Genomic DNA, 20103 nt, shown 5'->3' with positions numbered 1-20103 from the left:
AGCTGGGGCGCCCAAGGTCAATAGGGTGCGCATGACCATCCATCCCATGACACAAAAAGGCATGATGCCGCAGGCTGGCACATGAGCCAGCCAGAGCGGCCACAGCCCCGCCACGATCTTGCCGCGCTGGTCGAAGCCGCGCTGGATTGGTGGGGCGATGCCGGGGTGGACGGCGCCCTGGCCGACACGCCGCAATCCTGGCTGGCCAGCGAACGCAAGGTGGCGGCCAAGGCGGCCGCTGCCGCCCCAGCCTTTGCGCCGCCGCCACCGCCGCCGGCCATGGGCGGCCGGCCTGGCGATTGGCCGCAAACGCTGGAAGAATTCCACCGCTGGTGGCTGGAAACGCCCAGCCTGCCCTTCCCGTCCGCGCGGCGCCTGCCCCCTGCCGGCCCGGCCGACGCGCCGCTGATGATCCTGCTGCCCATGCCCGAGGCAGACGATGCCGACGCGCTGCTCAGCGGGCGTGGCGGCAAGCTGGTCGACGGCATGCTCGCCGCGCTCGGCCTCGCGCGCGAGGCGGTCTATTGCGCGGCGGCGCTGCCCACCCACGTCCCGATGCCCGATTGGGCGCAATTGCGCGAGCAGGGATTGGGCGCATTGCTGGCCCACCACGTCGCCCTGGCCGCGCCCAAACGGGTGCTGATCCTGGGCCGCAGCGGCATTTCAACGCTTCTTGGCCACGACTTGCCGAATAATGCTGCCGCTTTACGAGAGTTTAACCATGACAGGGGATGCGTACCGGCGGTTTTCGCATACGATCTTGCGGCGCTCGTGGCTCGCCCGGCGCACAAGGCGGCTTTGTGGAACCGCTTGCTCGACTGGACGGGAACAGATCTGACGTGATGATCCGGCGCTTTCACCGCGCATGCCTGCCGGCCCTGGCTCTTGCCTGCGCCGCCGGCCTGGCTGCGCCTGCACACGCCAACAGCGCGGCGGCGGAATATTTCCGCAGCCGGGCAGACCGCACGGCCGTGCCCACCCTGCTCAGCCAGGAAGACCGCACCTATTACACCCAGCTTTTCGCCGCGATCGAGCGCCAGGACTGGACCAATGTCCAGACCATGCTCGCGCAGCGCAGCGACGGACCGCTGCACGCGGTCGCCCGCGCGCAGTATTACCTCGCCGCCACATCGCCCAAGGCCGATCTCGCCTCGCTGACCGACCTGATCGGCCGTGCGCCCGATCTGCCCTGGGCCGATCAGCTTGGCCGCCTGGCGATGAAGCGCGGCGCCACCGCGCTGCCGATCACTCCCAGCGCGCAGGCCTTTGCCGCGCTGCCCACCACGCCGCGCCGCACCCGCCCGCGCAGCACCGCCGATGGCACGATGCCCGATACCGTGGCCCAGGCGATCCAGGACCGTATCAAGGCGGATGACCCGATGAGCGCGCGCGTGCTGCTCGACGGGATCGACGCCGGCCTTTCGCCCGAAGCCCGCGCCGAATGGCGGCAGAAGGTGGGCTGGAGCTTTTATATCGAGAACGACGATGCCAATGCCCGGCTCGTCGCGCTGTCCGCCACGCAGGGCGGCTCTGGCCCGTGGGTGGCCGAGGCGCTGTGGACCGCGGGCCTTGCCGCCTGGCGGATGGACGATTGCATGGCCGCGGCCGATGCGTTCCAGCAGGCCGCCACGCAGGGCAGCAATCCCGAACTCGTCGCCGCCGGCTATTATTGGTCGAGCCGCGCACTGGTGCGCTGCCGCCAGCCCGAAAAGGTGGCCAACATGCTGCGCGCCGCCGCGCGCAATGCCGATACGCTTTATGGCATGATGGCGGCAGAGGCGCTGGGCCTGCGCAATGCCACGCCCGCCGCCGCGCCCGACTTCTCCACCGCCGATTGGCAATCGCTGCGCGATGTCAACAACGTGCGCCTGGCCGTGCAACTGGCGGAAATCGGCGCCGATGGCCTGGCCGACGACGTGCTGCGCTACCAGGCGCGGATCGGCGCCCCCAGCCAGTATGCCCCGCTTTCGCGCCTTGCGCGTGACCTGGGCCTCCCTTCCACCCAGTTGTGGATGGCCTACAATGCCCCGCCCGGCGCGCGCGCAGACGAAGCCGCCCGCTTTCCGGCGCCCAAGTGGGTTCCGGCCAATGGCTGGAAAGTCGATCCCGCGCTGCTCTTTGCCCATTCGCTGCAGGAATCGAACTTCCGCACCGCCGTGACCAGCCCGGCCGGCGCCAAGGGGCTGATGCAGGTCTTGCCCGGCACCGCGCGCGACATGGCCCGCGCCGATCCGGCCATGCAGGGCCGCGACAGCCAGCTCGACCTGCCCGACGTGAACCTCGCGTTCGGCCAGACCTATCTCACCCGCCTGCGCGACAATGGCGCCACCGGCGGCCTGCTGCCCAAGGTGATCGCCGCCTACAACGCCGGCCCGATGCCGGTGGCGCGCTGGAACAGCCAGGTAAAGGACCAGGGCGATCCGCTGTTGTGGATGGAATCGATCCCCTATTGGGAAACCCGCGGCTATGTATCGGCAGTGATGCGCAACTACTGGATGTATGAACGCCAGGCCGGCGGCCCCTCGGAAAGCCGCATCGGCCTTGTCCAGGGCCTGTGGCCCAAGTTCCCCGGCCTTTCGGGTGCCGACAACGTGCGGGTTGCGCTCAATGGCAATTGACACCACGCGCACGTTCAAGCCGATCCAGATTGCCCTGCTCACCGTTTCGGACACGCGCGGGCCGGATGAAGACACCTCGGGCGACATTCTCGCGCAGCGCATCCGCGACGCCGGGCACAGCCTCGCCGCGCGGGCGCTGGAAAAGGACGATGCCGACCGCATCGCCACGCGGCTGAACAACTGGATCGACGATCCTGCGGTAGACGCCGTGGTGATCACCGGCGGCACCGGGCTGACCGGGCGCGACGTTACCCCCGAAGCGCTAGATCGCGTGAAAACGCGCGATATTCCCGGCTTTGGCGAACTGTTCCGCTGGCTCAGCTACAAAACGATCGGCACCAGCACGATCCAATCCCGCGCCTGCGCGGTGGTGGCGCGCGGCACGTACATCTTCGCCCTGCCCGGCTCGAACGGCGCAGTGAAGGACGGCTGGGACGGCATCCTCGCCGAACAGCTCGACAGCCGCAACCGTCCCTGCAATTTCGTGGAACTGATGCCCAGGCTGCTGGAGAAGTAGCGCGCTCCTCCCCGGCACGGGAGGATACACCTTTTCGTGCCGCCATGTTCCTGCTATGTTCTACCCATGCAACCCATCAAAGGCAGGGGTGCGCAGTCTGGCGCGGTGCCCACGCGCTTTGGCCTGGCCGAGCGGGAGGCCGACGGCGACTGGCGCGACATGGCGCAAGCCATCGATGGCGAGGCTCCGCGCCTGCGCACCACGGTCACGCAGGAATTCCCCAAAAGCGTCCTCACTTTCAACGCTTCGCCCGATATTCCCTTCGACCGTTCGGTGAATGCCTATCGCGGGTGCGAGCACGGCTGCATCTATTGCTATGCCCGGCCAACGCACGCCTATCACGATCTCTCGCCCGGCCTCGATTTCGAGACGAAACTGTTTGCCAAGCCGCAGGCGGCCGAACTGTTGCGCAAAGCCTTCGCCAAGCGCGGATACAGCCCCCGCCCACTGGCGATGGGCACCAACACCGATCCCTACCAGCCGATCGAGCGCGAGTATCGCATCACGCGCCAGGTGCTGGAACTGTGCCTGGAGGTGGGCCATCCGGTGACGATCACGACCAAGTCGGCCCGCGTGCTCGACGATCTCGACCTGCTGCGCCAGCTCGCGGCGCGGCGCTTGGTGGCGGTGGGCCTTTCGATCACCAGCCTCGATCCGCGCCTGTCGGGCCTGTTGGAGCCGCGCGCCTCCAGCCCAGCCAAGCGGATGGCGGCGCTGGGCACGCTGGTGGAGGCGGGCATCCCTGCTCACGTCGGTGTCTCTCCCGTGATCCCCGCGATCACCGACCAGTTCCTGGAACAGATCCTGATGGAGGCTGGGGCTCTGGGCGTCCGCTCGGCCAGCTGGATCATGCTGCGCCTGCCCCACGAAGTGGCGCCGCTGTTCCGGCAATGGCTGGACGTGCATTTCCCTGATCGCGCCGCCAAGGTGATGCACACGGTGCAATCGATGCGCGGCGGCAAGGATTATGACGCCAGCTTCCACACCCGCATGAAACCCAAGGGTGTCTGGGCCGATCTCATCCGCACCCGCTTCCGCCTCGCCCTGCGCAGGGCCGGGATCGTGCAGGAACGGCTGGATCTCGATTGCACGCAGTTCCGCCCGCCTTCGCGCGATGGGCAGATGGATTTGTTCTGAGCCTTGTACCCGCGCCCTTCGACAGGCTCAGGACATGCTCTTCGACGAGCTCAGGGCGAGCGGAAGTCGTTATTTAAACCGTCGAAATCCGTTCGGGCTGAGCTTGTCCAATCTCCCCCGCCCGCCGCAGTCAGTCGATCACCGGCTCATACTTGCGCGCGCCGGTCACGGGGTCGTACCACACTTCCACCACCGCGCCGGTCTCCACGTCCACTTCGCATTCGCCGGTGCGCTGCCACTGCACGGCGCCTTCGGGCTGGCGCGCGCGGTAGCGGGCTTCGAACAGAGTCGCGAGCGCGATCACGGCGCCCAGGCCGATCAGGCCCCAGCCGTTACCCGTTGCCAGATGCAACGCCAGGCCGGCGGCACCGACCAGGCCAGCGGTGATCAGCGCGGCAACGCGCGCCCCGCCCGTCATGCCACCGAAGGCCCAGGGCGTGCGAGCTTCACGGCAGTGCCATAGGCCACCACTTCGTTCATGGTCTGGCCGATGGAGCCGGAATCGAAGCGCATCATCACCACCGCGTCTGCCCCCATCAGCCGGGCGTTCATCACCAGGCGATCGATCGCGTGGCGGCGGGTGTCTTCCACCAGCGCCGAATATTCCTTGATTTCCCCGCCGATGATCGTGCGCAAGCCCGCCACGATATTGCCGGCAAGCCCGCGGCTGCGCACCACCACGCCGAAAACCTGGCCCAGGCTTTCCACCACATCATGGCCGGCGATGTTTTCGGTGGTCGTCACGATCATGGCACTCTCCCAGCGTTCTTATCGCCTGCAAATTACGCCTGATCCCACGAAAAGCCATGGAATTGTGCGCGCAGATCCTTCTTGGATATCTTGCCCGTGCCGGTATGCGGCAGGCTTTCGACGAACACCACGGCATCGGGCAACCACCACCGCGCCACGCGGGTGGCCAAATAGTCGCACAGTTCCTGCGTGCTTGTGGCCATGCCCGGACGCAGCACCACCACCAGCAGCGGCCGCTCGTCCCACTTGGGATGGGCAATGCCGATGGCGGCGGCTTCGGCCACGGCGGGGTGGCCCACGGCGGCGTTTTCCAGCTCCACCGAACTGATCCATTCGCCGCCCGACTTGATCACGTCCTTGGTGCGGTCGGTGATCTGCAAGGTGCCATCGGGATGCAGGATCGCAACGTCGCCAGTGTCGAACCAGCCATCCGCGTCCACTGCATCGGCCTCCGCCTTGAAATAGCGCTGGATCACCCATGGCCCGCGCACCTGCAGGGCGCCGGCCGTCTGCCCATCGCGCGGCAGCACGTGCGCGGCGTCACCCAGATCCACGCAGCGCATCTCCACGCCGAACGGCGGGCGGCCTTGCTTGGCCTTGAGCGAAACCTGTGCGGCAAAGTCCATGCCGTCCCAGTTCCACGGCTCGCCACCCGCCGTGCCGATGGGCGAGGTTTCGGTCATCCCCCAGGCATGGCTGACGCGCAGGCCCGCGGCCATGAACCGTTCGATCAGCGCGCGCGGCAGGGCCGATCCGCCGCACAGCACGTCTTTCAGCGCCGCGGGAAACGCGCCGCCCGCCGTGGCATCGGCATGCTGCGCCAGGCCCAGCCACACCGTCGGCACACCGGCCATCGCCGTCACCTCATGGCGCGCCATCAGGTCGCACAACACGGCCGGCTCGGCCACGGCCGACAAGACCAGCTTGGCGCCCACGCTGGCCGAAGCCCAGGGCAAGCCCCAGCAGGCGGCGTGGAACATCGGCACCACCGGCAGGGCCACGCTGCGGCTCTCCATCCCAAACACTTCGGGCTGCAACACGCCCAGCGCGTGCAGCACGGTGGAGCGGTGCGAATAGAGCACGCCCTTGGGATTGCCCGTGGTGCCGCTGGTATAGCTCAGCATACAGGCTTCGCGCTCGTCCCCTTCCGTCCAGTCGGTGGTGTCGCTGCCGATCCAATCGGTAAATGCCGGCGCGGGGCCACTGCTGTCAAAGCAGACATAGTGTTCGACCGTGGGCCAGCGCGGCTTCATTCGCGCCACCAGCGGGGCGAACACCGCATCGAACAACAACACACGGTCTTCGGCGTGGTTGACGATGAAATCCAGCTGGTCTTCGAACAGGCGCGGGTTCACGGTGTGCAGGATCGCCCCGGCGCCGGGAATGCCATACCAGGCAGCCAGGTGATGCGCATGGTTCATCGCCAGTGTCGCCACGCGGTCGCCCGGCGTGATTCCCACGCGGTGCAAGGTGGCGGCCAGCCGCGCGGCATCGTGGCGCACGCCGGCCCAGGTCGTTTCCGTCTCGCGGCCATCGGCCCAGCGGCTGACGATCGCGCGATGGCCATGCTCGCGCGCGGCATGGTCGATCAGCCGGCCCACGCGCAGCGGCCAGTCCTGCATTCCGCCCAGCATCCTCTTGCCGTCCTTTCCGCCGGGTCGTGGCGCCCGGCCTTATGCTTATGACACCAGCCGCAGGTCGGCCTTGGCGGTCAGCGCCAGGTTGGCCAGCCCCTCGATCGGCATCAGCCGCTCGATCAGGTCGCTGTCGAGCTTGAAATTGCGGCCCAGGCGCACGCGCGGCTGGGCGCCGGTGGCGGTGCGCAGGCGGGCGATCACTTCGCCCTTGGCATCGGGTTCGCGCGGCAGCAGCAGCGCCAGTTCGCGCATGGCATCCTCGCGCAGCACGTCGAGCGTCAGGTGCATGCGCGCTGCGCTGGTCACGCTCGCCAGGGGCCTTGCCCCGCGCACGGTCACGCGCGGCGGTTCATCCGGGTTGGGCCGGTCGAGTTCGACATTGAGCAGCACGCAGGTGCCCTCGCGCGCCCAGGTGACGAAATCATCGACCAGGGTTTCTTCAAAGCACGAGGCGGTGAACAACCCGCTGCTGTCGGAAAAGTCGGCCATGACAAAGTCCTTGCCGCGCTTGGTCTTGCGCTTCTGGACGTTTTCCACCAGCGCCGCCATCACTGCGGCCGATCGCGCAGCCCCGCCACTCCCACCATTGGCACCATCGCCCGATCCCGCCATCAGGCTGCCATACGTGCGCGCGCCATTGGCGCTGGCCACGGCGCGATATTCCTCCACCGGATGGGCGGCGAAATAGAAGCCGAAGTTCTCGCGCTCCGCCGCCATCTGGTCGGCACGGCTCCACGGCTTGGTTTCGGCAAGGCGCGTGGCGGGCTGGTCGTGCCCCTCGCCGCCGAACAGGCCGCCCTGGCCCGAGGTGCGGCTGCGCACGGCCTCGTCGGCCACGGCCATCAGCAATTCGGCGTTTGCGATGATGCGCGCGCGGTTCGGCTCCAGCCCGTCGAGCGCGCCGGCCGCGGCCAGGGCTTCCAACTGGCGCCGGTTCATCGACCCGGCAGGAATGCGCTTGAACAGATCGTCCAGCGTGGCAAACGGCCCATTGGCCTCCCGCTCGGCCACGATGGCGTCCATCGCCTTTTCACCCACGTTGCGCAGGCCCGCCAGGGCATAGCGCACGGCATGGCCATCGGCGGTGCGCTCAACGGTGAATTCGGCTTCGGAATGGTTGATGTCCGGCCCGGCCAGGGCCACTCCGTTGCGCCGCATGTCATCCACGAAGATGTTGAGCTTTTCCGATTGGTGCATGTCGAAGCACATCGAAGCGGCGTAGAATTCATGCGGATAGTGCGCCTTGAACCAGGCGGTGTGATAGGCCAGCAGGGCATAGGCGGCCGCGTGGCTCTTGTTGAAGCCATAGCCGGCGAACTTGTCGATCAAGTCGAACAGTTCGTTGGCCTTGCCCGCCTCGATCTGCGACACTTCCTTGCAACCCGCCACGAAGCGGGTGCGCTGCTGGTCCATTTCCGCCTGGATCTTCTTGCCCATGGCGCGGCGCAACAAGTCTGCGTCGCCCAGCGAGTAACCCGCCAGGATCTGCGCCGCCTGCATCACCTGTTCCTGGTAGACGAAGATCCCATAGGTCTCGGCCAAGATGCCCGAGAGCTTTTCATGGGGGTATTCGATGGCTTCCAACCCGTTCTTGCGACGCCCGAACAAGGGGATGTTGTCCATCGGGCCGGGGCGATAGAGCGAAACGAGCGCGATGATGTCGCCAAAGTTGGTGGGCTTCACCGCCGCCAGGGTGCGCCGCATGCCTTCGGATTCCAGCTGGAACACGCCGACCGTGTCCCCCACCTGGAGCAGCCGATAGACATCCTTGTCGTCGAGCGGCAGCAGCGAAAGATCGATGGATATCTGCCGCTTGGCGAGCAGGTCCACCGCCTTGCGCAGCACCGACAGGGTCTTGAGGCCAAGGAAGTCGAACTTGACGAGGCCGGCATCCTCGACATGCTTCATGTCGAACTGCGTCACCGGCATATCGGACCGGGGATCGCGATAGAGCGGCACGAGTTGGGCGAGCGGCCGGTCGCCGATGACCACGCCGGCGGCATGGGTGGAACTGTTGCGCGGCAGGCCTTCGAGCTGGCGCGCCAGGTCGATCAGGCGCTTGACCTCGGGATCGCGGTCATACTCGCGCTTCAATTCCGCCACGCCGTTGAGCGCGCGTTCCAGCGTCCATGGATCGGTCGGATGGTTGGGCACCATCTTGCACAGCCGGTCGGTCTGGCCATAGCTCATCTGCAGGATGCGCCCGGTGTCGCGCAGCACGGCGCGGGCTTTCAGCTTACCGAAGGTGATGATCTGCGCCACGTGATCGGCACCATATTTGGCCTGGACATAGCGGATCACTTCGCCGCGCCGCGTTTCGCAAAAGTCGATGTCGAAGTCTGGCATCGAAACGCGTTCCGGGTTGAGGAAGCGTTCGAACAGCAGGCCCAGCTTGATCGGATCGAGGTCGGTAATGGTCAGCGCCCAGGCGACCAGCGAGCCGGCGCCCGAACCACGCCCCGGCCCCACCGGAATGTCGTGATCCTTGGCCCACTTGATGAAGTCGGCCACGATCAGGAAGTAACCGCCAAAGCCCATGCGGTTGATGATCGCGATCTCGAATTCCAGGCGCTGGCGATATTCCAGCACTTCGTCCCAGGCGCCCGCCGCCACCAGTTCGGGATGGTCGGCGGCCTGCGGCGTTTCCTCCGGCTCAAGACACAAGACTTGCGCCAGTTCGCCGTGACAGCTTTCGGGGTAATAGGGCCGCATCCGTGCGACCAGGCCCAGGCGGCTGTCGCGCGCGCAGGCCAGCGCCTCGCCCTTCTGGTCACCGGCCAGGCTGGGCAGGATCGGCTTGCGCTTGGGCGGAATGCACGCGGTGCGCTGCGCCACCACCAGGGTGTTGGCCAGCGCCTCGGGCAGGTCGGCGAACAGCTCCTGCATCGCCTCGACCGGCTTGATCCACCAGTGCTTGGATGATCGCGGCCGATCGGGGCTGTCCACATGGGTGGAACTGGCGATGCACAGCATGGCATCATGCGCGTCATAGAAACCGGCGTCGGCAAAGCACGCCGGATTCGTGGCCACGAGCGGCAGATCGTGGGCATAGGCCATCGCGATCAGCGCCTCTTCGGCCGCTTCCTCCGCCGCCTCGTTGCGCCGCACCACTTCAAGATAGAGCGAGCCCGGGAAGAGCGTCTTGAGCTTTTCGAGATAGCTGTCCGCCGCAGTTTGCTGTCCGCCTGCCAGAAGCCGTACCAGCGCGCCTTCCCCCGCCGCCGTCAGGCAGATCAGGCTGTCGGTATGGCCTTCCAGATCAGACAGCAGCACATGCGGCGCATGTTCCAGCGGACGATCGAGGTGCGCCCGGCTGACGAGGTGGCACAAGTTGTCATAGCCTTGCGCGTCCTGGGCATAGAGCGCCAGCCAATCGATGGTGGGCGCCTGCGGGCCAAAGCCGGGCGCCGAAGCGCCGCCGCGCTCGGGCCGGGCAACGGCCAGCATCGTGCCGATGACCGGCTGCACCCCGCCGTCCTTGCACGCCTTGGCAAAGGCGGCGCTGCCGTAAAGGCCGTTGCGGTCGGTAATGGCAATGGCCGGAAAGCCGCGTTTTTCCGCCGTCTTGGCAATAGCCTTGGGGTCGATCGCCCCATCCAGCATGGTGTACGACGAAAAGACGCGCAGCGGGACAAAGGGTGCAAAGGCCATGACTGGAAGATAGCACGCCCTTTGCACCTTTTTGAGAGGGGGCGCGCCCTCATCAACAGATTACGCGCCTTGCGCCGCCACCCACGCGTCGACCCGTTCGCCCAACACCGACAGCGGCACCGAGCCGGCGCTCACCACCAGGTCGTTGAACCGGCGCAAGTCGAACCTGGCGCCGAGCGCGCCTTGCGCCTTTTCGCGCAGGGCCACGATCTCCAGCATGCCCACCTTGTAGCCCGTCGCCTGGCCGGGCAGCGTGATATAGCGCCGCACTTCCGATCGTGCCTGCTGCGCCGGCAAGTGCGCGGTATCAATCAGGTATTGCACCGCCTGGTCTTCCGACCAGCCCTTGGCGTGGATGCCGGTATCCACCACCAGGCGCGCGGCGCGGAACAGTTCGGCGTCCAGCCGCTCCAGATCGGCCGCGGCATCGGGAAACGCGCCCATTTCGCTGCACAGCCGCTCGGCATACAGCGCCCAGCCTTCGTTGAAAGCGACATAGGTATAGGCCTTGCGGAACTGCGGCGTGCCGGTCTGGCGCACCTGGATATCGCCCTGCATCAGGTGGCCGGGAATGCCTTCGTGGCACATCAGCGTGTACAGCGTGGCGTCGGGGTCTTTCTCACCCAGCATGTGCAGCCACACCCGGCCCGGTCGCTTGCCATCGGCGCTGGCATAGGCGGCATGGGCCGCGCCGCCGGCCACTTCGCTGAACGCGGGCTCACGCACCACTTCGGTGCCATAGGCGGGCAGCGCGGTGAACACCTTGGGCAGCAGCGCACGGTTGGCATTGACGATGGCGTTGGACTTGGCCAGGCGCGCGGCGCGCAATTCGTCGGTCCACGGGCGCGGCGGGTCCTTCGCCACGAGATCGGCCCGGAGCGCGGCCGCATCGGCAAAGCCGGCCTTGCGGGCCAGGGCATCTTCGGCCGCGTTGATGCGGGTCACTTCGGCAAGGCCGGTCTGGTGGATCTGCTCGGGCGTCAGCGCGGTCGTGGTGTTGAGGCGTAGCGCGGCGGCGTACCAATCCGCCCCGCCCGGCAGCGTGCCGGCGCCCACCACGCCGGATTTGGCGTTCGGCAAGCTGGCCTGCGCCCAGGCAATCACGCGCTGATAGGCGGGCTTGAGCGCCAGGATCGCCTCACGCGCCTGCGCGGTGAGCGCGGTGGCCTGGTCGGCCGAAATCGCCTTGGCCGTTACCAGCTTGGCAATCTTGGCCTGGGCATCGGCCCAGAGCGGCGACGGCGCGCCATCATCGAACGGCGCCCCGGTGATCAGCCCCTGGCTACCCGAAATCACCCGCTCCAGCTGAAAACGCGGCGGCAGCACGCCGATCGCGGCCGATTGCGTGCTTTGGGCAATGGCGGTGTCCAGCATCGCGGGCGTGGCTTTTACCCGCGCGATATAGGCGGCCATGTCGGCCGCATCCTGCACCAGGTGGGTGTTGATCAGGAAGTTCGGCACTTCGGCATGGGCCGAATAAAGAAACGAATAGAACGGCGGCTGATAGCGGCGAAAGCGGTATTGCAGTTCCGCCCGCTCCAGTTCCAGCGCCCAGATATCGTAGTTGATACGCCCTTCGGCCGACAGCCGATCGCGCACGAACGCGGCTTTCATCCGCGCCACGCTGCCCCGGCGCCATTCCAGGCGGCGCAAGATGCCGGCGTCGCTGTTGTCGTCCAGCCGGTCCATGCCTTCCTTGCGGCCCAGGCGCGTAGCAAGCTGGGGGCGCAATGCCAGTTCTGCGTCAAACTCCTTGTCGAGGAAGGCTGCCAGCCGCGTGTCTTGCACCGCTGCGTCAGCGGGTGCCGCCGCCGACGCCGCTTTGGCCATGGCCGGCGCCGCTGGAAGACAGAGAACCACAACGGTTGCGGCCAGCATGGCGTGGAATGGCTTGGTCATGATTGCCCCCTGATCTTTGCTTGCCGGGGGTTTTGGCAAAAAGTCCAGTTACTTACAACCGAAACCAACAGAACCTAAAGCAGCGCGACGATATCCGCCTCAAGCGATTCCGGCCGGTCCGATGGGGCATAGCGCCGCACGACATGGCCCTGGCGGTCGATCAGGAACTTGGTGAAGTTCCACTTGATCGCCTTGGTGCCCAGAACGCCGGGTGCCTCGGCCTTGAGCCAGTCGAAAAGGGGTTCGGCATGGTCGCCGTTCACGTCCACCTTGGCCATCAGGGGGAAACTCAGGCCGAAGTTGACCTTGCAGAAGCTTTCGATTTCTTCCGCGCTGCCCGGCTCCTGCGCGCCGAACTGGTTGCAGGGAAAGGCAAGAATTTCCAAACCGGCATCGCGGTGCTTGCGCCAAAGCGCTTCCAGCCCTTCGTACTGCGGGGTGAAACCGCATTTGGACGCGGTGTTCACCACCAGCACGACTTTGCCCAACCGGTCGGCCAAACTGATACGCTCGCCATTGGGCAGACGCACATCGAAATCGGCAATTGTCTGCGGGCTTGTATCCGTCGCTGTCATGGCATTGCTCCGGGCCGGTCCACGGCCATCCGTATTGTCACGTAATGGCACCCGAAATCAATGCTAGCAGGCTGCTGCCGTCAGAGCGGGAAATCAGCCCGCTTGAACAATTGCAGCGCTTCGGCCGGGCCATAATGGCGATCGCCGGACTTTTCGATGATCAGTTCGGCGCGGTCCGCTTCGGGCATGCGGCCCATCAGGCGGACCATTTCGGCAAAGGTTCCCGAATGCAGCACGCCAAACGCATGCAGGACGCTGCCGGCGGCTTCACGGGTGACGATCGTGGCATGATCGTTCCAGAAGTCGTGTGCGCCATCGCGGGATTCGGCACGGATCGTGGTATTCATCTGATAAAACCCTCCTTGGGTCCCCGACAAACGCATATGGCCCTTGTCGGTTTCCGCAGGAAAGCAAGACGCATCTGAACCGGAGCTTATTCCAGCACACCTTCGTGCAACCGCATCACCCGGTCCATGCGAAAGGCGAGGCGTTCATTGTGCGTGGCCACCAGCGCGGCGCTGCCTTCGCCGCGCACCAGCTTGAGGAACTCGTCCAGCACGCGATCGGCCGTGGCTTCATCCAGGTTGCCGGTCGGCTCGTCGGCGAGAACCAGCGCGGGGCGATTGGCCAGCGCGCGCGCCACGGCCACCCGCTGCTGCTCTCCGCCCGAAAGCTGGCTGGGCCGGTGATCCAGGCGATGGCCCAGCCCCAGCGCAGTGAGCAGTTCGGTTGCCCGCTCGCGCGCGGCGCGCTCGCCCTTGCCCGAGACCAGCTGCGGCAGGATCACGTTTTCGGTGGCGTTGAAATCGGGCAGCAGGTGGTGGAACTGATAGACGAAGCCCAGGTGATCGCGCCGCAGCACGGTGCGCGCGTCGCCATTGAGCGCGGCGGCATCGGTGCCGGCAATCTCGATCATGCCTTCGAACCCGCCTTCGAGCAGGCCCACGGCCTGGAGCATGGTGGACTTGCCCGAGCCGGACGGCCCGAGCAGGGCCACGATCTCGCCAGGCCGGATATCGAGGTTGACGCCGCGCAGCACGTCGATGCGCACGCCACCCTGCTCAAAACTGCGGCGCAAGTTGCGCAAACGGACGACAGGATCACTCATAGCGCAAGACCTGCACAGGATCGGTGCTTGCCGCCTTGAGCGCGGGATAGAGCGTGGCCAGGAAGCTGAGCACCAGGGCCATCAGCGCGATCACGATGATTTCCACCGGATCGCTGCGGCTGGGCAGTTCGGTGAGGAAGCGGATCGAAGGGTCCCACAGGTTCTGCCCGGTAACGATTTCCACCAGATGCACAATAGGCTGGCGGAAATAGAGGAACACGAAGCCCAGCAGCAATCCCACCGCCGTGCCCAGCGCGCCGATGACAAAGCCGATGGCCATGAAGATTTTCAGCAGGCTGCGGCGCGAGGCCCCCATCGTGCGCAGGATCGCGATGTCGCGCGTCTTGGCGCGCACCAGCATGATCAGCGACGAAAGGATATTGAACACCGCCACCAGCACGATGATCGACAGCACCACGAACATCGCCACGCGTTCCACCGCCAGGGCTTCGAACAGGCTGGCGTTGAGCGTCTTCCAGTCGGTGATCTGCGCGCGGCCCTCCAGCTGCTTTTTCAGCGGGCCCAGCGTGGTCATCACCGTATCGGGATTGGTCGTGGTGATTTCGATCATGCCGATCGAATCGCCGGTGAGCAAAAGCGTCTGCGCGTCGGGAATGGGCATGACGACGAAGGCGTTGTCATAGTCATAGACGCCGATCTCGAAGATCGCGGCCACGCGATAGCCCACCTGGCGCGGCACGGTGCCGAACGGGGTGGAGCGCCCGGCCGGGTTGATGATCGTGATCGTATCGCCCAGTTGCGCGCCCAGGCTTTCTGCCAGCCGCGAACCGATCGCCACGTTGTTGCTGCCCGGCTGCAAGGCCGCCAGCCTGCCAGCCTTGAGCTTGTCGCCCAGGCGATTGATGTCCTTGGGCGTGTTGCCGCGCACCAGGATCGCTTCCACCCGGCCGTTGAAGCTGGCCAGCAGCGGCTGCTCGATCAGCGGCGATGCGCGGGTGACGCCAGGGGTCTTTTCCAGCTTGGCCAGGATTTCCTGCCAGTCATCCAGCCGGCCGCCATAGGCCTGCACCACGGCATGGCCGTTGAGGCCCACGATCTTGTCGAGCAGTTCGGCGCGAAAGCCGTTCATTACGCTCATGACAATGACCAGCGCAGCCACGCCTAGCATCACGGCGACCAGGCTGATCCCGGCGACCATGGCAATGAACGCTTCCCCGCGTCCCGGCAGCATGTAACGCTTGGCGATGGTCCATTCGAATGGCGAGAGGATCAAAGGCGGCACACTTTCGCGCTGGAACGGGACGGGCAATGGCGAACGATTTGTCGCGCGACGCTTTAGGACGGCGGGCGCGGCAGGGCAAGACGCCCCTGCCCAATCGCGCGCGGCCGGTTCGGTTCCCGCCCGATCGCGGGTTGTCGCAAGCCCGTCAGGCCGCCACGCGCAGGCGGGCGCGGCCCTCGGCCTTGGCGCGATACAGCGCGCTGTCGGCCGCTGCCAGGGCGGCATCGGGATGGGCGCCCAGCGCCGCGATGCCGGCGCTTATGGTGATTTTCACCTGGCCCTGCGGCGTGTCCACCGCCAGGGCGTTGACCGCCTTGGCCAGGCGCTGGCACACTTTTTCGGCATGGACCAGTTCGGTATCGGGCAGCAGGACGGCGAATTCCTCGCCGCCGATGCGCGCCACGAAATCGGTGGAGCGCACCGCCGCCACGGCTGTTTCGGCAAAGGCGCGCAGCACCCGGTCACCCACCGCATGGCCATGGCGATCGTTGACCAGCTTGAAATAGTCGATGTCGATCACCGCCAGGGCCGATGGCACGCCGCTGGCGCCCACCCGCTCTGCCGTTTCGAAAAAGGCACGGCGGTTGGGAATGCCCGTTAGGGGATCGGTCAGCGCGGCGCGCGAAAGGTCTTCCTCGATGCGCTTGCGCTGGGCGATGTCGCGCGTGACGCAAACCAGGCCATCGACATCGCCGGTTTCGTTGGTCACCGCGCGGAAGTGGGTTTCGAACCAACGGCTCGGTCCGCCCAGCGGCAGACTGAGATATTCCACCGCCACCGGTTCACCGGGGCTGGCCACGCCCGCGTTCCATGCTGCAGCAACAGCGGCGCGATGTTCTTCCACCACGATCTGGCGGAAATCCACGCCGGAAAGCTGTTCGGGCGCATGGCCGGTCAATTGGGTGATCGCCGGCGAGGCGTAGCGGATCGTGCCGCTGCGGGCCATGTGGATGATCACGTCGCTGACATGGTCGGAAAGCAGGCGATAGCGGGCCTCACTATGCGCCAGATCGCGCATCCGGCGGCGGCGGCGCTCCTGCTCGGCCACGATCGGCAGCACGCACAGCACGGTGACGCCAAGATAGACCTGGAAGAACTGCAAGCGGCCGGCCAGCACGTTGAGATCGGTGGGCGATGGTTGCATGTCGGCAATCGGGCCGTGGCCGTAAAGCGTGAGCAGCCCGCCCAAGGTCGCTAGGATCATCGGCAGCATCAGGGCAACGAAAGCGTTGGCCCAGATCCCGCCGAACACCACCAGCAGCAAGGGAAACAAGAGAAGCGGGCGCGCGGTCTGCATGAACACCGCCAGCGTCAGCACGGCCATGGTCCCGGCCAGCAGCATGGCCCGCGTGGCGGCGCCCTGGGGCAGCAATGGCTCGCGCGTTTGCCACGCCATGCACACCAGGCTGCCGCAGGGCAGGAAAATCAGCAGGCCCAGCGAATGGCCGATCAGCCAATCGACGAAATTGACCCGCAGCGGCAAGCCCGCCACCAGCGAGAGCGTGATGGCCGAAACCGCCGCGCCCAGCAGAGGCACCGCCAGGCCAATGCCCAGGCTATAGCCGGCCATCCATTCGGCGGTATCGTCGGGCCAATGCGACCGGGTGATGCGGCGCAGGATTGCGGCCGCTGCCACGCCTTCGAACAGGTTCGCCGCGGTCAGGAACGGCGCAGCCCGCCAGCCCAGCCCGAACAGGCTGGTCAACATGAGCCCGGCCACCGCGCATGCCAGGATCGTGGCGGGCCAACACCGCACCGGCAGGGCATGAAGCCGCGCCGCGAGAATCGCATTGGCCAGCCACACCATGGCCACACCGCCGCTCAGCCGGCTGTAGTGCACGGCAACGAAGGCGCTGATGAAAAAGGCAAGTCCCGTCACGATGGCGGCGCGCAGCGAAGCTGCCGGGGTTATGGCCATGCGTGGCCGGGGGGGAACCGTCGTTTGCATGGCGCATATATTGGCCAGCAAATGGTTAATTCAGGGCTAAGAGCCGCCCCTTACGGCCGTTTTGATGGTAAAATTTTTCAAACCACTTGCACCGTAAGCGCCGCGTGATGCCAAGCATATGACAGCAGGAGATAATTTTTGCTCAATGGCGGCCATCCCATGCAGCCTGCCGCGCGCGCCCTTGCCTTTACCGGCAAACGTCGCCACATGGGCCGCATTGCTCGGCCGGGGCACTTCGCACCGGTGCGAGTCTTTGGCGCGAGCGCTTGCGAGACAGATGATCACCACCAACCCCTTCGAGGACCGCGACGGCGACAAGCTGCGCGAGGAATGCGGCATTTTCGGCGTGCTGGGCGCGCGCGACGCGGCGGCGATAACGGCGCTGGGGCTCCATGCCCTGCAGCATCGCGGCCAGGAAGCGGTGGGCATCACCAGCTTCGACGGGCAGGAATTCTATTCCCGCCGTGGCATTGGCCATGTCGCGCAGAACTTTTCCAGCGGCCAGGCGATCGCCGAACTGCCGGGCATGATGGCCGCAGGCCACGTGCGCTATTCCACCACGGGCGGTTCGGGCCTGCGCAACGTGCAGCCGCTGTTTGCCGATCTGGCGGCCGGCGGCTTTGCCATCGCGCACAACGGCAACATCTCGAACGCCATGTTCCTCAAGCATGATCTGGTGCAGAAGGGGGCGATCTTCCAGTCCACTTCCGATACCGAAGTGATCATCCACCTTGTGGCCACCAGCCGCTATCCCACGCTGCTCGATCGCTTCGTCGATGCGCTGCGCCTGGTCGAAGGCGCGTATTCGCTGATCTGCATGACGCCCGAAGGCATGATCGCATGCCGCGATCCGCTCGGCATCCGTCCGCTGGTCATGGGCAAGCTGGGCGATGCGGTGATCTTTGCCAGTGAAAGCGTCGCGCTCGACGTGGTTGGCGCCGACATGGTCCGCGAAGTTGAGCCGGGCGAACTCGTCCAGGTGGCGCTCGACGGTTCGATCCAGACGCACCGCCCGTTCGGTGATACGCCGCAACGCCCGTGCATTTTCGAGCATGTCTATTTCAGCCGCCCGGATTCCATCCTGGGTGGCCGCTCGGTCTATGAAGTGCGCAAGGCCATCGGCATGCAACTGGCGCTGGAAAACCCGGCCGATGCCGATCTGGTCATTCCCGTGCCCGACAGCGGCGTGCCTGCCGCGCTCGGCTATGCCCAGCAATCGGGCATTCCGTTCGAATTGGGCATCATCCGCTCGCACTATGTCGGCCGCACCTTCATCCAGCCGTCTGACGGCGCGCGCCACGCCGATGTGAAGCGCAAGCACAATGCCAACCGCGCCCTGGTGGCCGGCAAGCGCATCGTGCTGATCGACGATTCGATCGTGCGCGGCACCACCAGCCTCAAGATCGTGCAGATGATGCGCGAGGCCGGTGCCCGCGAAGTGCACTTCCGCGTCGCTAGCCCGCCGACCGAGCATTCGTGCTTCTATGGGGTCGACACGCCCGAGCGGTCGAAGCTGCTGGCCGCGCGGATGGACATTGCCGCCATGGCCGAATTCATCCAGGCCGACAGCCTCGCGTTCGTGTCGATCGACGGGCTCTATCGCGCCGTTGGCGAAGCGCAGCGCAGCAGCGCCTGCCCGCAATATTGCGATGCCTGCTTCACCGGTGACTATCCCACGCGTCTGACCGACCTGGGCGAGCGCGATCCGGGCTGTTCGCCGGTCAAGCTCAAGGCCAAGCCGGCCAAGGTCGCCTGACCGTGGCCGCCACCGATGCAAATGCCCCGCTCGCCGGGCGCGTGGCGCTGGTCACTGGCGCCAGTCGCGGGATCGGCGCGGCCACGGCCCGGGCCCTGGCCGCTGCGGGCGCGCATGTCGTGCTCGTGGCGCGTGACGCGGCCGAGCTGGAAAAGGTGGAAGACGAAATCTTCCAGGCTGGTGGCCATGCCACCATCGCCCCGGTGGACCTGGCCGAACCCGATGGCGTGGCCCGCCTCGCTTCCGCAATTTCGGAACGCTGGGTCGCGCTCGATATCCTGGTGATCAACGCCGCCGTGCTGCCCGCCCTCACCCCGGTGTGGCAGATCGAGCCGCGCGATTTCAGCCGTGCCATCACGCTCAACGTGCTGGCCACGCATTCGCTGATCAGCGCATTCCATCCCCTGCTCAAGGGCAGCCAGGATGCCCGCGTGATCGGGCTGACCAGCAGCGTCGGCGCGCAGCCGCGCGCCTATTGGGGGGCCTATGGCGCCACCAAGGCCGCGTTCGACAATCTCCTGGCCAGCTATGCCCAGGAAGTGGCGGCAATTTCCGGCATTCGCGTGGCCATCGTCGATCCCGGTGCCACGCGCACCAAGATGCGGGCCAAGGCCTATCCCGGCGAAAATCCATCCAGCGTCAAGCCGCCCGAAACGGTTGCCGCGCGCATCGCTGCGCTGGCGGCAGAGGATTTCGCCAGCCCGCATCGCGAGCGCGTGGACGCCCCGGCCTGAACGATGCCAAACTCGCATTGTGCAATGCGGCGTTTTGTAAAAGATTGCCATCGTAGGAAATCTTAGGATCGGCGCGCTGGCGTTAACCTGCTGGTAAGCCAATTTGCTCATGCTTCGCCAACGGCAGCGATCCGTTGCCGTGTCGAATCGATCAGCGGGTCACGGCCGATGCCAACTATCAAATGGCAGGAAAACTACGAAGCAGCCGCCAGCGACGATCGCTGCGCTCCTCGTTCACGCCTCGTCATTCCGTCCAAGCTGCGCCGCCATGGCGCACGGGCGGTCCAGACGCTGGTGCTCGATCTTTCGCTTGCCGGCTTCTCCGCGCTCGCGCCGGCCCGCATCGCGCAAGGCAGCAAGGTCTATCTCACCCTCCCCGGCCTCGAATCGCGCGAGGCTGACGTGGTATGGTGGCACGCCGGGCTGGTGGGTTGCGCGTTTGCCAACCTCTTGTCGCAGCGTGAACATGATGCCCTGTTGCTACGCTACAGCGGCGACGAAGGCGTGCCGGAACGCTGACCCGACCACGG

17 protein-coding genes are annotated in these 20103 nt (G+C 66.2%); 7 read left to right on the top strand and 10 right to left on the bottom strand.

What is annotated here, in order from left to right; all coding sequences use genetic code 11:
• Positions 1–81 precede the first annotated feature (81 nt).
• The 4 genes from FHT19_RS06815 (at position 82) to FHT19_RS06800 (ending at position 4272) form a co-directional block, all read left to right on the top strand.
• The gene (locus FHT19_RS06815) at positions 82–843 is read left to right on the top strand and encodes a uracil-DNA glycosylase family protein (RefSeq protein WP_169474380.1); all 762 of its coding nucleotides are present in this window, start codon (positions 82–84) and stop codon (positions 841–843) included.
• On the top strand, positions 843–2618 hold the full coding sequence (locus FHT19_RS06810; RefSeq protein ID WP_169474379.1) for a lytic transglycosylase domain-containing protein: 1776 nt from the start codon (positions 843–845) through the stop codon (positions 2616–2618). The genes FHT19_RS06815 and FHT19_RS06810 overlap by 1 nt, the downstream gene beginning before the upstream one ends.
• Positions 2608–3135, top strand: a complete 528-nt coding sequence (gene moaB / locus FHT19_RS06805; protein WP_168554831.1) for a molybdenum cofactor biosynthesis protein B — start codon at positions 2608–2610, stop codon at positions 3133–3135. The genes FHT19_RS06810 and moaB overlap by 11 nt, the downstream gene beginning before the upstream one ends.
• Positions 3136–3201: 66 nt before the next feature.
• A complete protein-coding gene (locus tag FHT19_RS06800; protein ID WP_169474378.1) occupies positions 3202–4272 on the top strand; it encodes a PA0069 family radical SAM protein in 1071 nt (356 codons plus the stop codon).
• A 130-nt stretch (positions 4273–4402) separates the two neighbouring features.
• On the opposite strand, the gene FHT19_RS06795 is transcribed toward FHT19_RS06800, so the two are convergent.
• The 10 genes from FHT19_RS06795 to FHT19_RS06750 all read right to left on the bottom strand — a co-directional run bounded on the left by FHT19_RS06795 (position 4403) and on the right by FHT19_RS06750 (position 17053).
• Complete coding sequence (locus FHT19_RS06795) at positions 4403–4690, bottom strand: hypothetical protein (protein WP_168554829.1); 288 nt, start codon at positions 4688–4690, stop codon at positions 4403–4405.
• Positions 4687–5022, bottom strand: coding sequence for a YbjQ family protein (locus FHT19_RS06790; RefSeq protein WP_168554828.1), 336 nt, complete (start codon positions 5020–5022; stop codon positions 4687–4689). The genes FHT19_RS06795 and FHT19_RS06790 overlap by 4 nt, the downstream gene beginning before the upstream one ends.
• 32 nt (positions 5023–5054) lie before the next feature.
• Complete coding sequence (locus FHT19_RS06785; protein ID WP_169474377.1) at positions 5055–6656, bottom strand: long-chain fatty acid--CoA ligase; 1602 nt, start codon at positions 6654–6656, stop codon at positions 5055–5057.
• A gap of 45 nt (positions 6657–6701) precedes the next feature.
• Positions 6702–10310: a DNA polymerase III subunit alpha gene (gene dnaE, locus FHT19_RS06780; protein ID WP_169474376.1), complete on the bottom strand. Its 3609-nt coding sequence runs from the start codon at positions 10308–10310 to the stop codon at positions 6702–6704.
• 60 nt (positions 10311–10370) lie between these two features.
• Entirely contained in the window at positions 10371–12209 is a 1839-nt protein-coding gene (locus FHT19_RS06775) for a DUF885 domain-containing protein (RefSeq protein ID WP_248290295.1), read from the bottom strand.
• Positions 12210–12283: 74 nt separating this feature from the next.
• Entirely contained in the window at positions 12284–12784 is a 501-nt protein-coding gene (locus FHT19_RS06770) for a glutathione peroxidase (protein WP_169474375.1), read from the bottom strand.
• An 80-nt stretch (positions 12785–12864) separates the two neighbouring features.
• The gene (locus FHT19_RS06765) at positions 12865–13131 is read right to left on the bottom strand and encodes a hypothetical protein (RefSeq protein WP_168554823.1); all 267 of its coding nucleotides are present in this window, start codon (positions 13129–13131) and stop codon (positions 12865–12867) included.
• 86 nt (positions 13132–13217) lie between these two features.
• On the bottom strand, positions 13218–13892 hold the full coding sequence (locus FHT19_RS06760) for an ABC transporter ATP-binding protein (protein ID WP_169474374.1): 675 nt from the start codon (positions 13890–13892) through the stop codon (positions 13218–13220).
• Entirely contained in the window at positions 13885–15126 is a 1242-nt protein-coding gene (locus FHT19_RS06755) for a lipoprotein-releasing ABC transporter permease subunit (RefSeq protein ID WP_169474373.1), read from the bottom strand. The genes FHT19_RS06760 and FHT19_RS06755 overlap by 8 nt, the downstream gene beginning before the upstream one ends.
• A 154-nt stretch (positions 15127–15280) precedes the next feature.
• Positions 15281–17053 carry a sensor domain-containing diguanylate cyclase gene (locus FHT19_RS06750; RefSeq protein WP_169474372.1) on the bottom strand — a complete coding sequence of 591 codons (1773 nt, stop codon included), beginning with the start codon at positions 17051–17053 and terminating at the stop codon, positions 15281–15283.
• 307 nt (positions 17054–17360) lie between these two features.
• Here FHT19_RS06750 and purF point away from each other — a divergent pair, with 307 nt between their 5' ends.
• The 3 genes from purF to FHT19_RS06735 all read left to right on the top strand — a co-directional run bounded on the left by purF (position 17361) and on the right by FHT19_RS06735 (position 20092).
• On the top strand, positions 17361–18839 hold the full coding sequence (gene purF / locus FHT19_RS06745) for an amidophosphoribosyltransferase (protein ID WP_168554819.1): 1479 nt from the start codon (positions 17361–17363) through the stop codon (positions 18837–18839).
• Between the two features lie 2 nt (positions 18840–18841).
• Positions 18842–19573, top strand: coding sequence for an SDR family NAD(P)-dependent oxidoreductase (locus FHT19_RS06740; RefSeq protein WP_169474371.1), 732 nt, complete (start codon positions 18842–18844; stop codon positions 19571–19573).
• A 168-nt stretch (positions 19574–19741) separates the two neighbouring features.
• Positions 19742–20092, top strand: coding sequence for a PilZ domain-containing protein (locus FHT19_RS06735; RefSeq protein ID WP_168554817.1), 351 nt, complete (start codon positions 19742–19744; stop codon positions 20090–20092).
• Positions 20093–20103 lie beyond the last annotated feature (11 nt).

The organism is Novosphingobium sp. SG919 (genome assembly GCF_012932495.1).
Classification (GTDB): Bacteria; Pseudomonadota; Alphaproteobacteria; order Sphingomonadales; family Sphingomonadaceae; genus Novosphingobium; species Novosphingobium rhizosphaerae.
This window is presented reverse-complemented; position numbering and strand designations above follow the sequence as displayed.

Coding starts and splice junctions, on each gene's coding strand:
- FHT19_RS06790 (WP_168554828.1), bottom strand. CDS start 5,022: ATGATCGTGACGACCACCGAAAACATCGCCGGCCATGATGTGGTGGAA.
- FHT19_RS06810 (WP_169474379.1), top strand. CDS start 843: ATGATCCGGCGCTTTCACCGCGCATGCCTGCCGGCCCTGGCTCTTGCC.
- FHT19_RS06775 (WP_248290295.1), bottom strand. CDS start 12,209: ATGACCAAGCCATTCCACGCCATGCTGGCCGCAACCGTTGTGGTTCTC.
- FHT19_RS06770 (WP_169474375.1), bottom strand. CDS start 12,784: ATGACAGCGACGGATACAAGCCCGCAGACAATTGCCGATTTCGATGTG.
- purF (WP_168554819.1), top strand. CDS start 17,361: ATGATCACCACCAACCCCTTCGAGGACCGCGACGGCGACAAGCTGCGC.
- FHT19_RS06765 (WP_168554823.1), bottom strand. CDS start 13,131: ATGAATACCACGATCCGTGCCGAATCCCGCGATGGCGCACACGACTTC.
- FHT19_RS06735 (WP_168554817.1), top strand. CDS start 19,742: ATGCCAACTATCAAATGGCAGGAAAACTACGAAGCAGCCGCCAGCGAC.
- FHT19_RS06750 (WP_169474372.1), bottom strand. CDS start 17,053: ATGGCCATAACCCCGGCAGCTTCGCTGCGCGCCGCCATCGTGACGGGA.
- dnaE (WP_169474376.1), bottom strand. CDS start 10,310: ATGGCCTTTGCACCCTTTGTCCCGCTGCGCGTCTTTTCGTCGTACACC.
- FHT19_RS06800 (WP_169474378.1), top strand. CDS start 3,202: ATGCAACCCATCAAAGGCAGGGGTGCGCAGTCTGGCGCGGTGCCCACG.
- FHT19_RS06785 (WP_169474377.1), bottom strand. CDS start 6,656: ATGCTGGGCGGAATGCAGGACTGGCCGCTGCGCGTGGGCCGGCTGATC.
- moaB (WP_168554831.1), top strand. CDS start 2,608: ATGGCAATTGACACCACGCGCACGTTCAAGCCGATCCAGATTGCCCTG.
- FHT19_RS06795 (WP_168554829.1), bottom strand. CDS start 4,690: ATGACGGGCGGGGCGCGCGTTGCCGCGCTGATCACCGCTGGCCTGGTC.
- FHT19_RS06815 (WP_169474380.1), top strand. CDS start 82: ATGAGCCAGCCAGAGCGGCCACAGCCCCGCCACGATCTTGCCGCGCTG.
- FHT19_RS06760 (WP_169474374.1), bottom strand. CDS start 13,892: ATGAGTGATCCTGTCGTCCGTTTGCGCAACTTGCGCCGCAGTTTTGAG.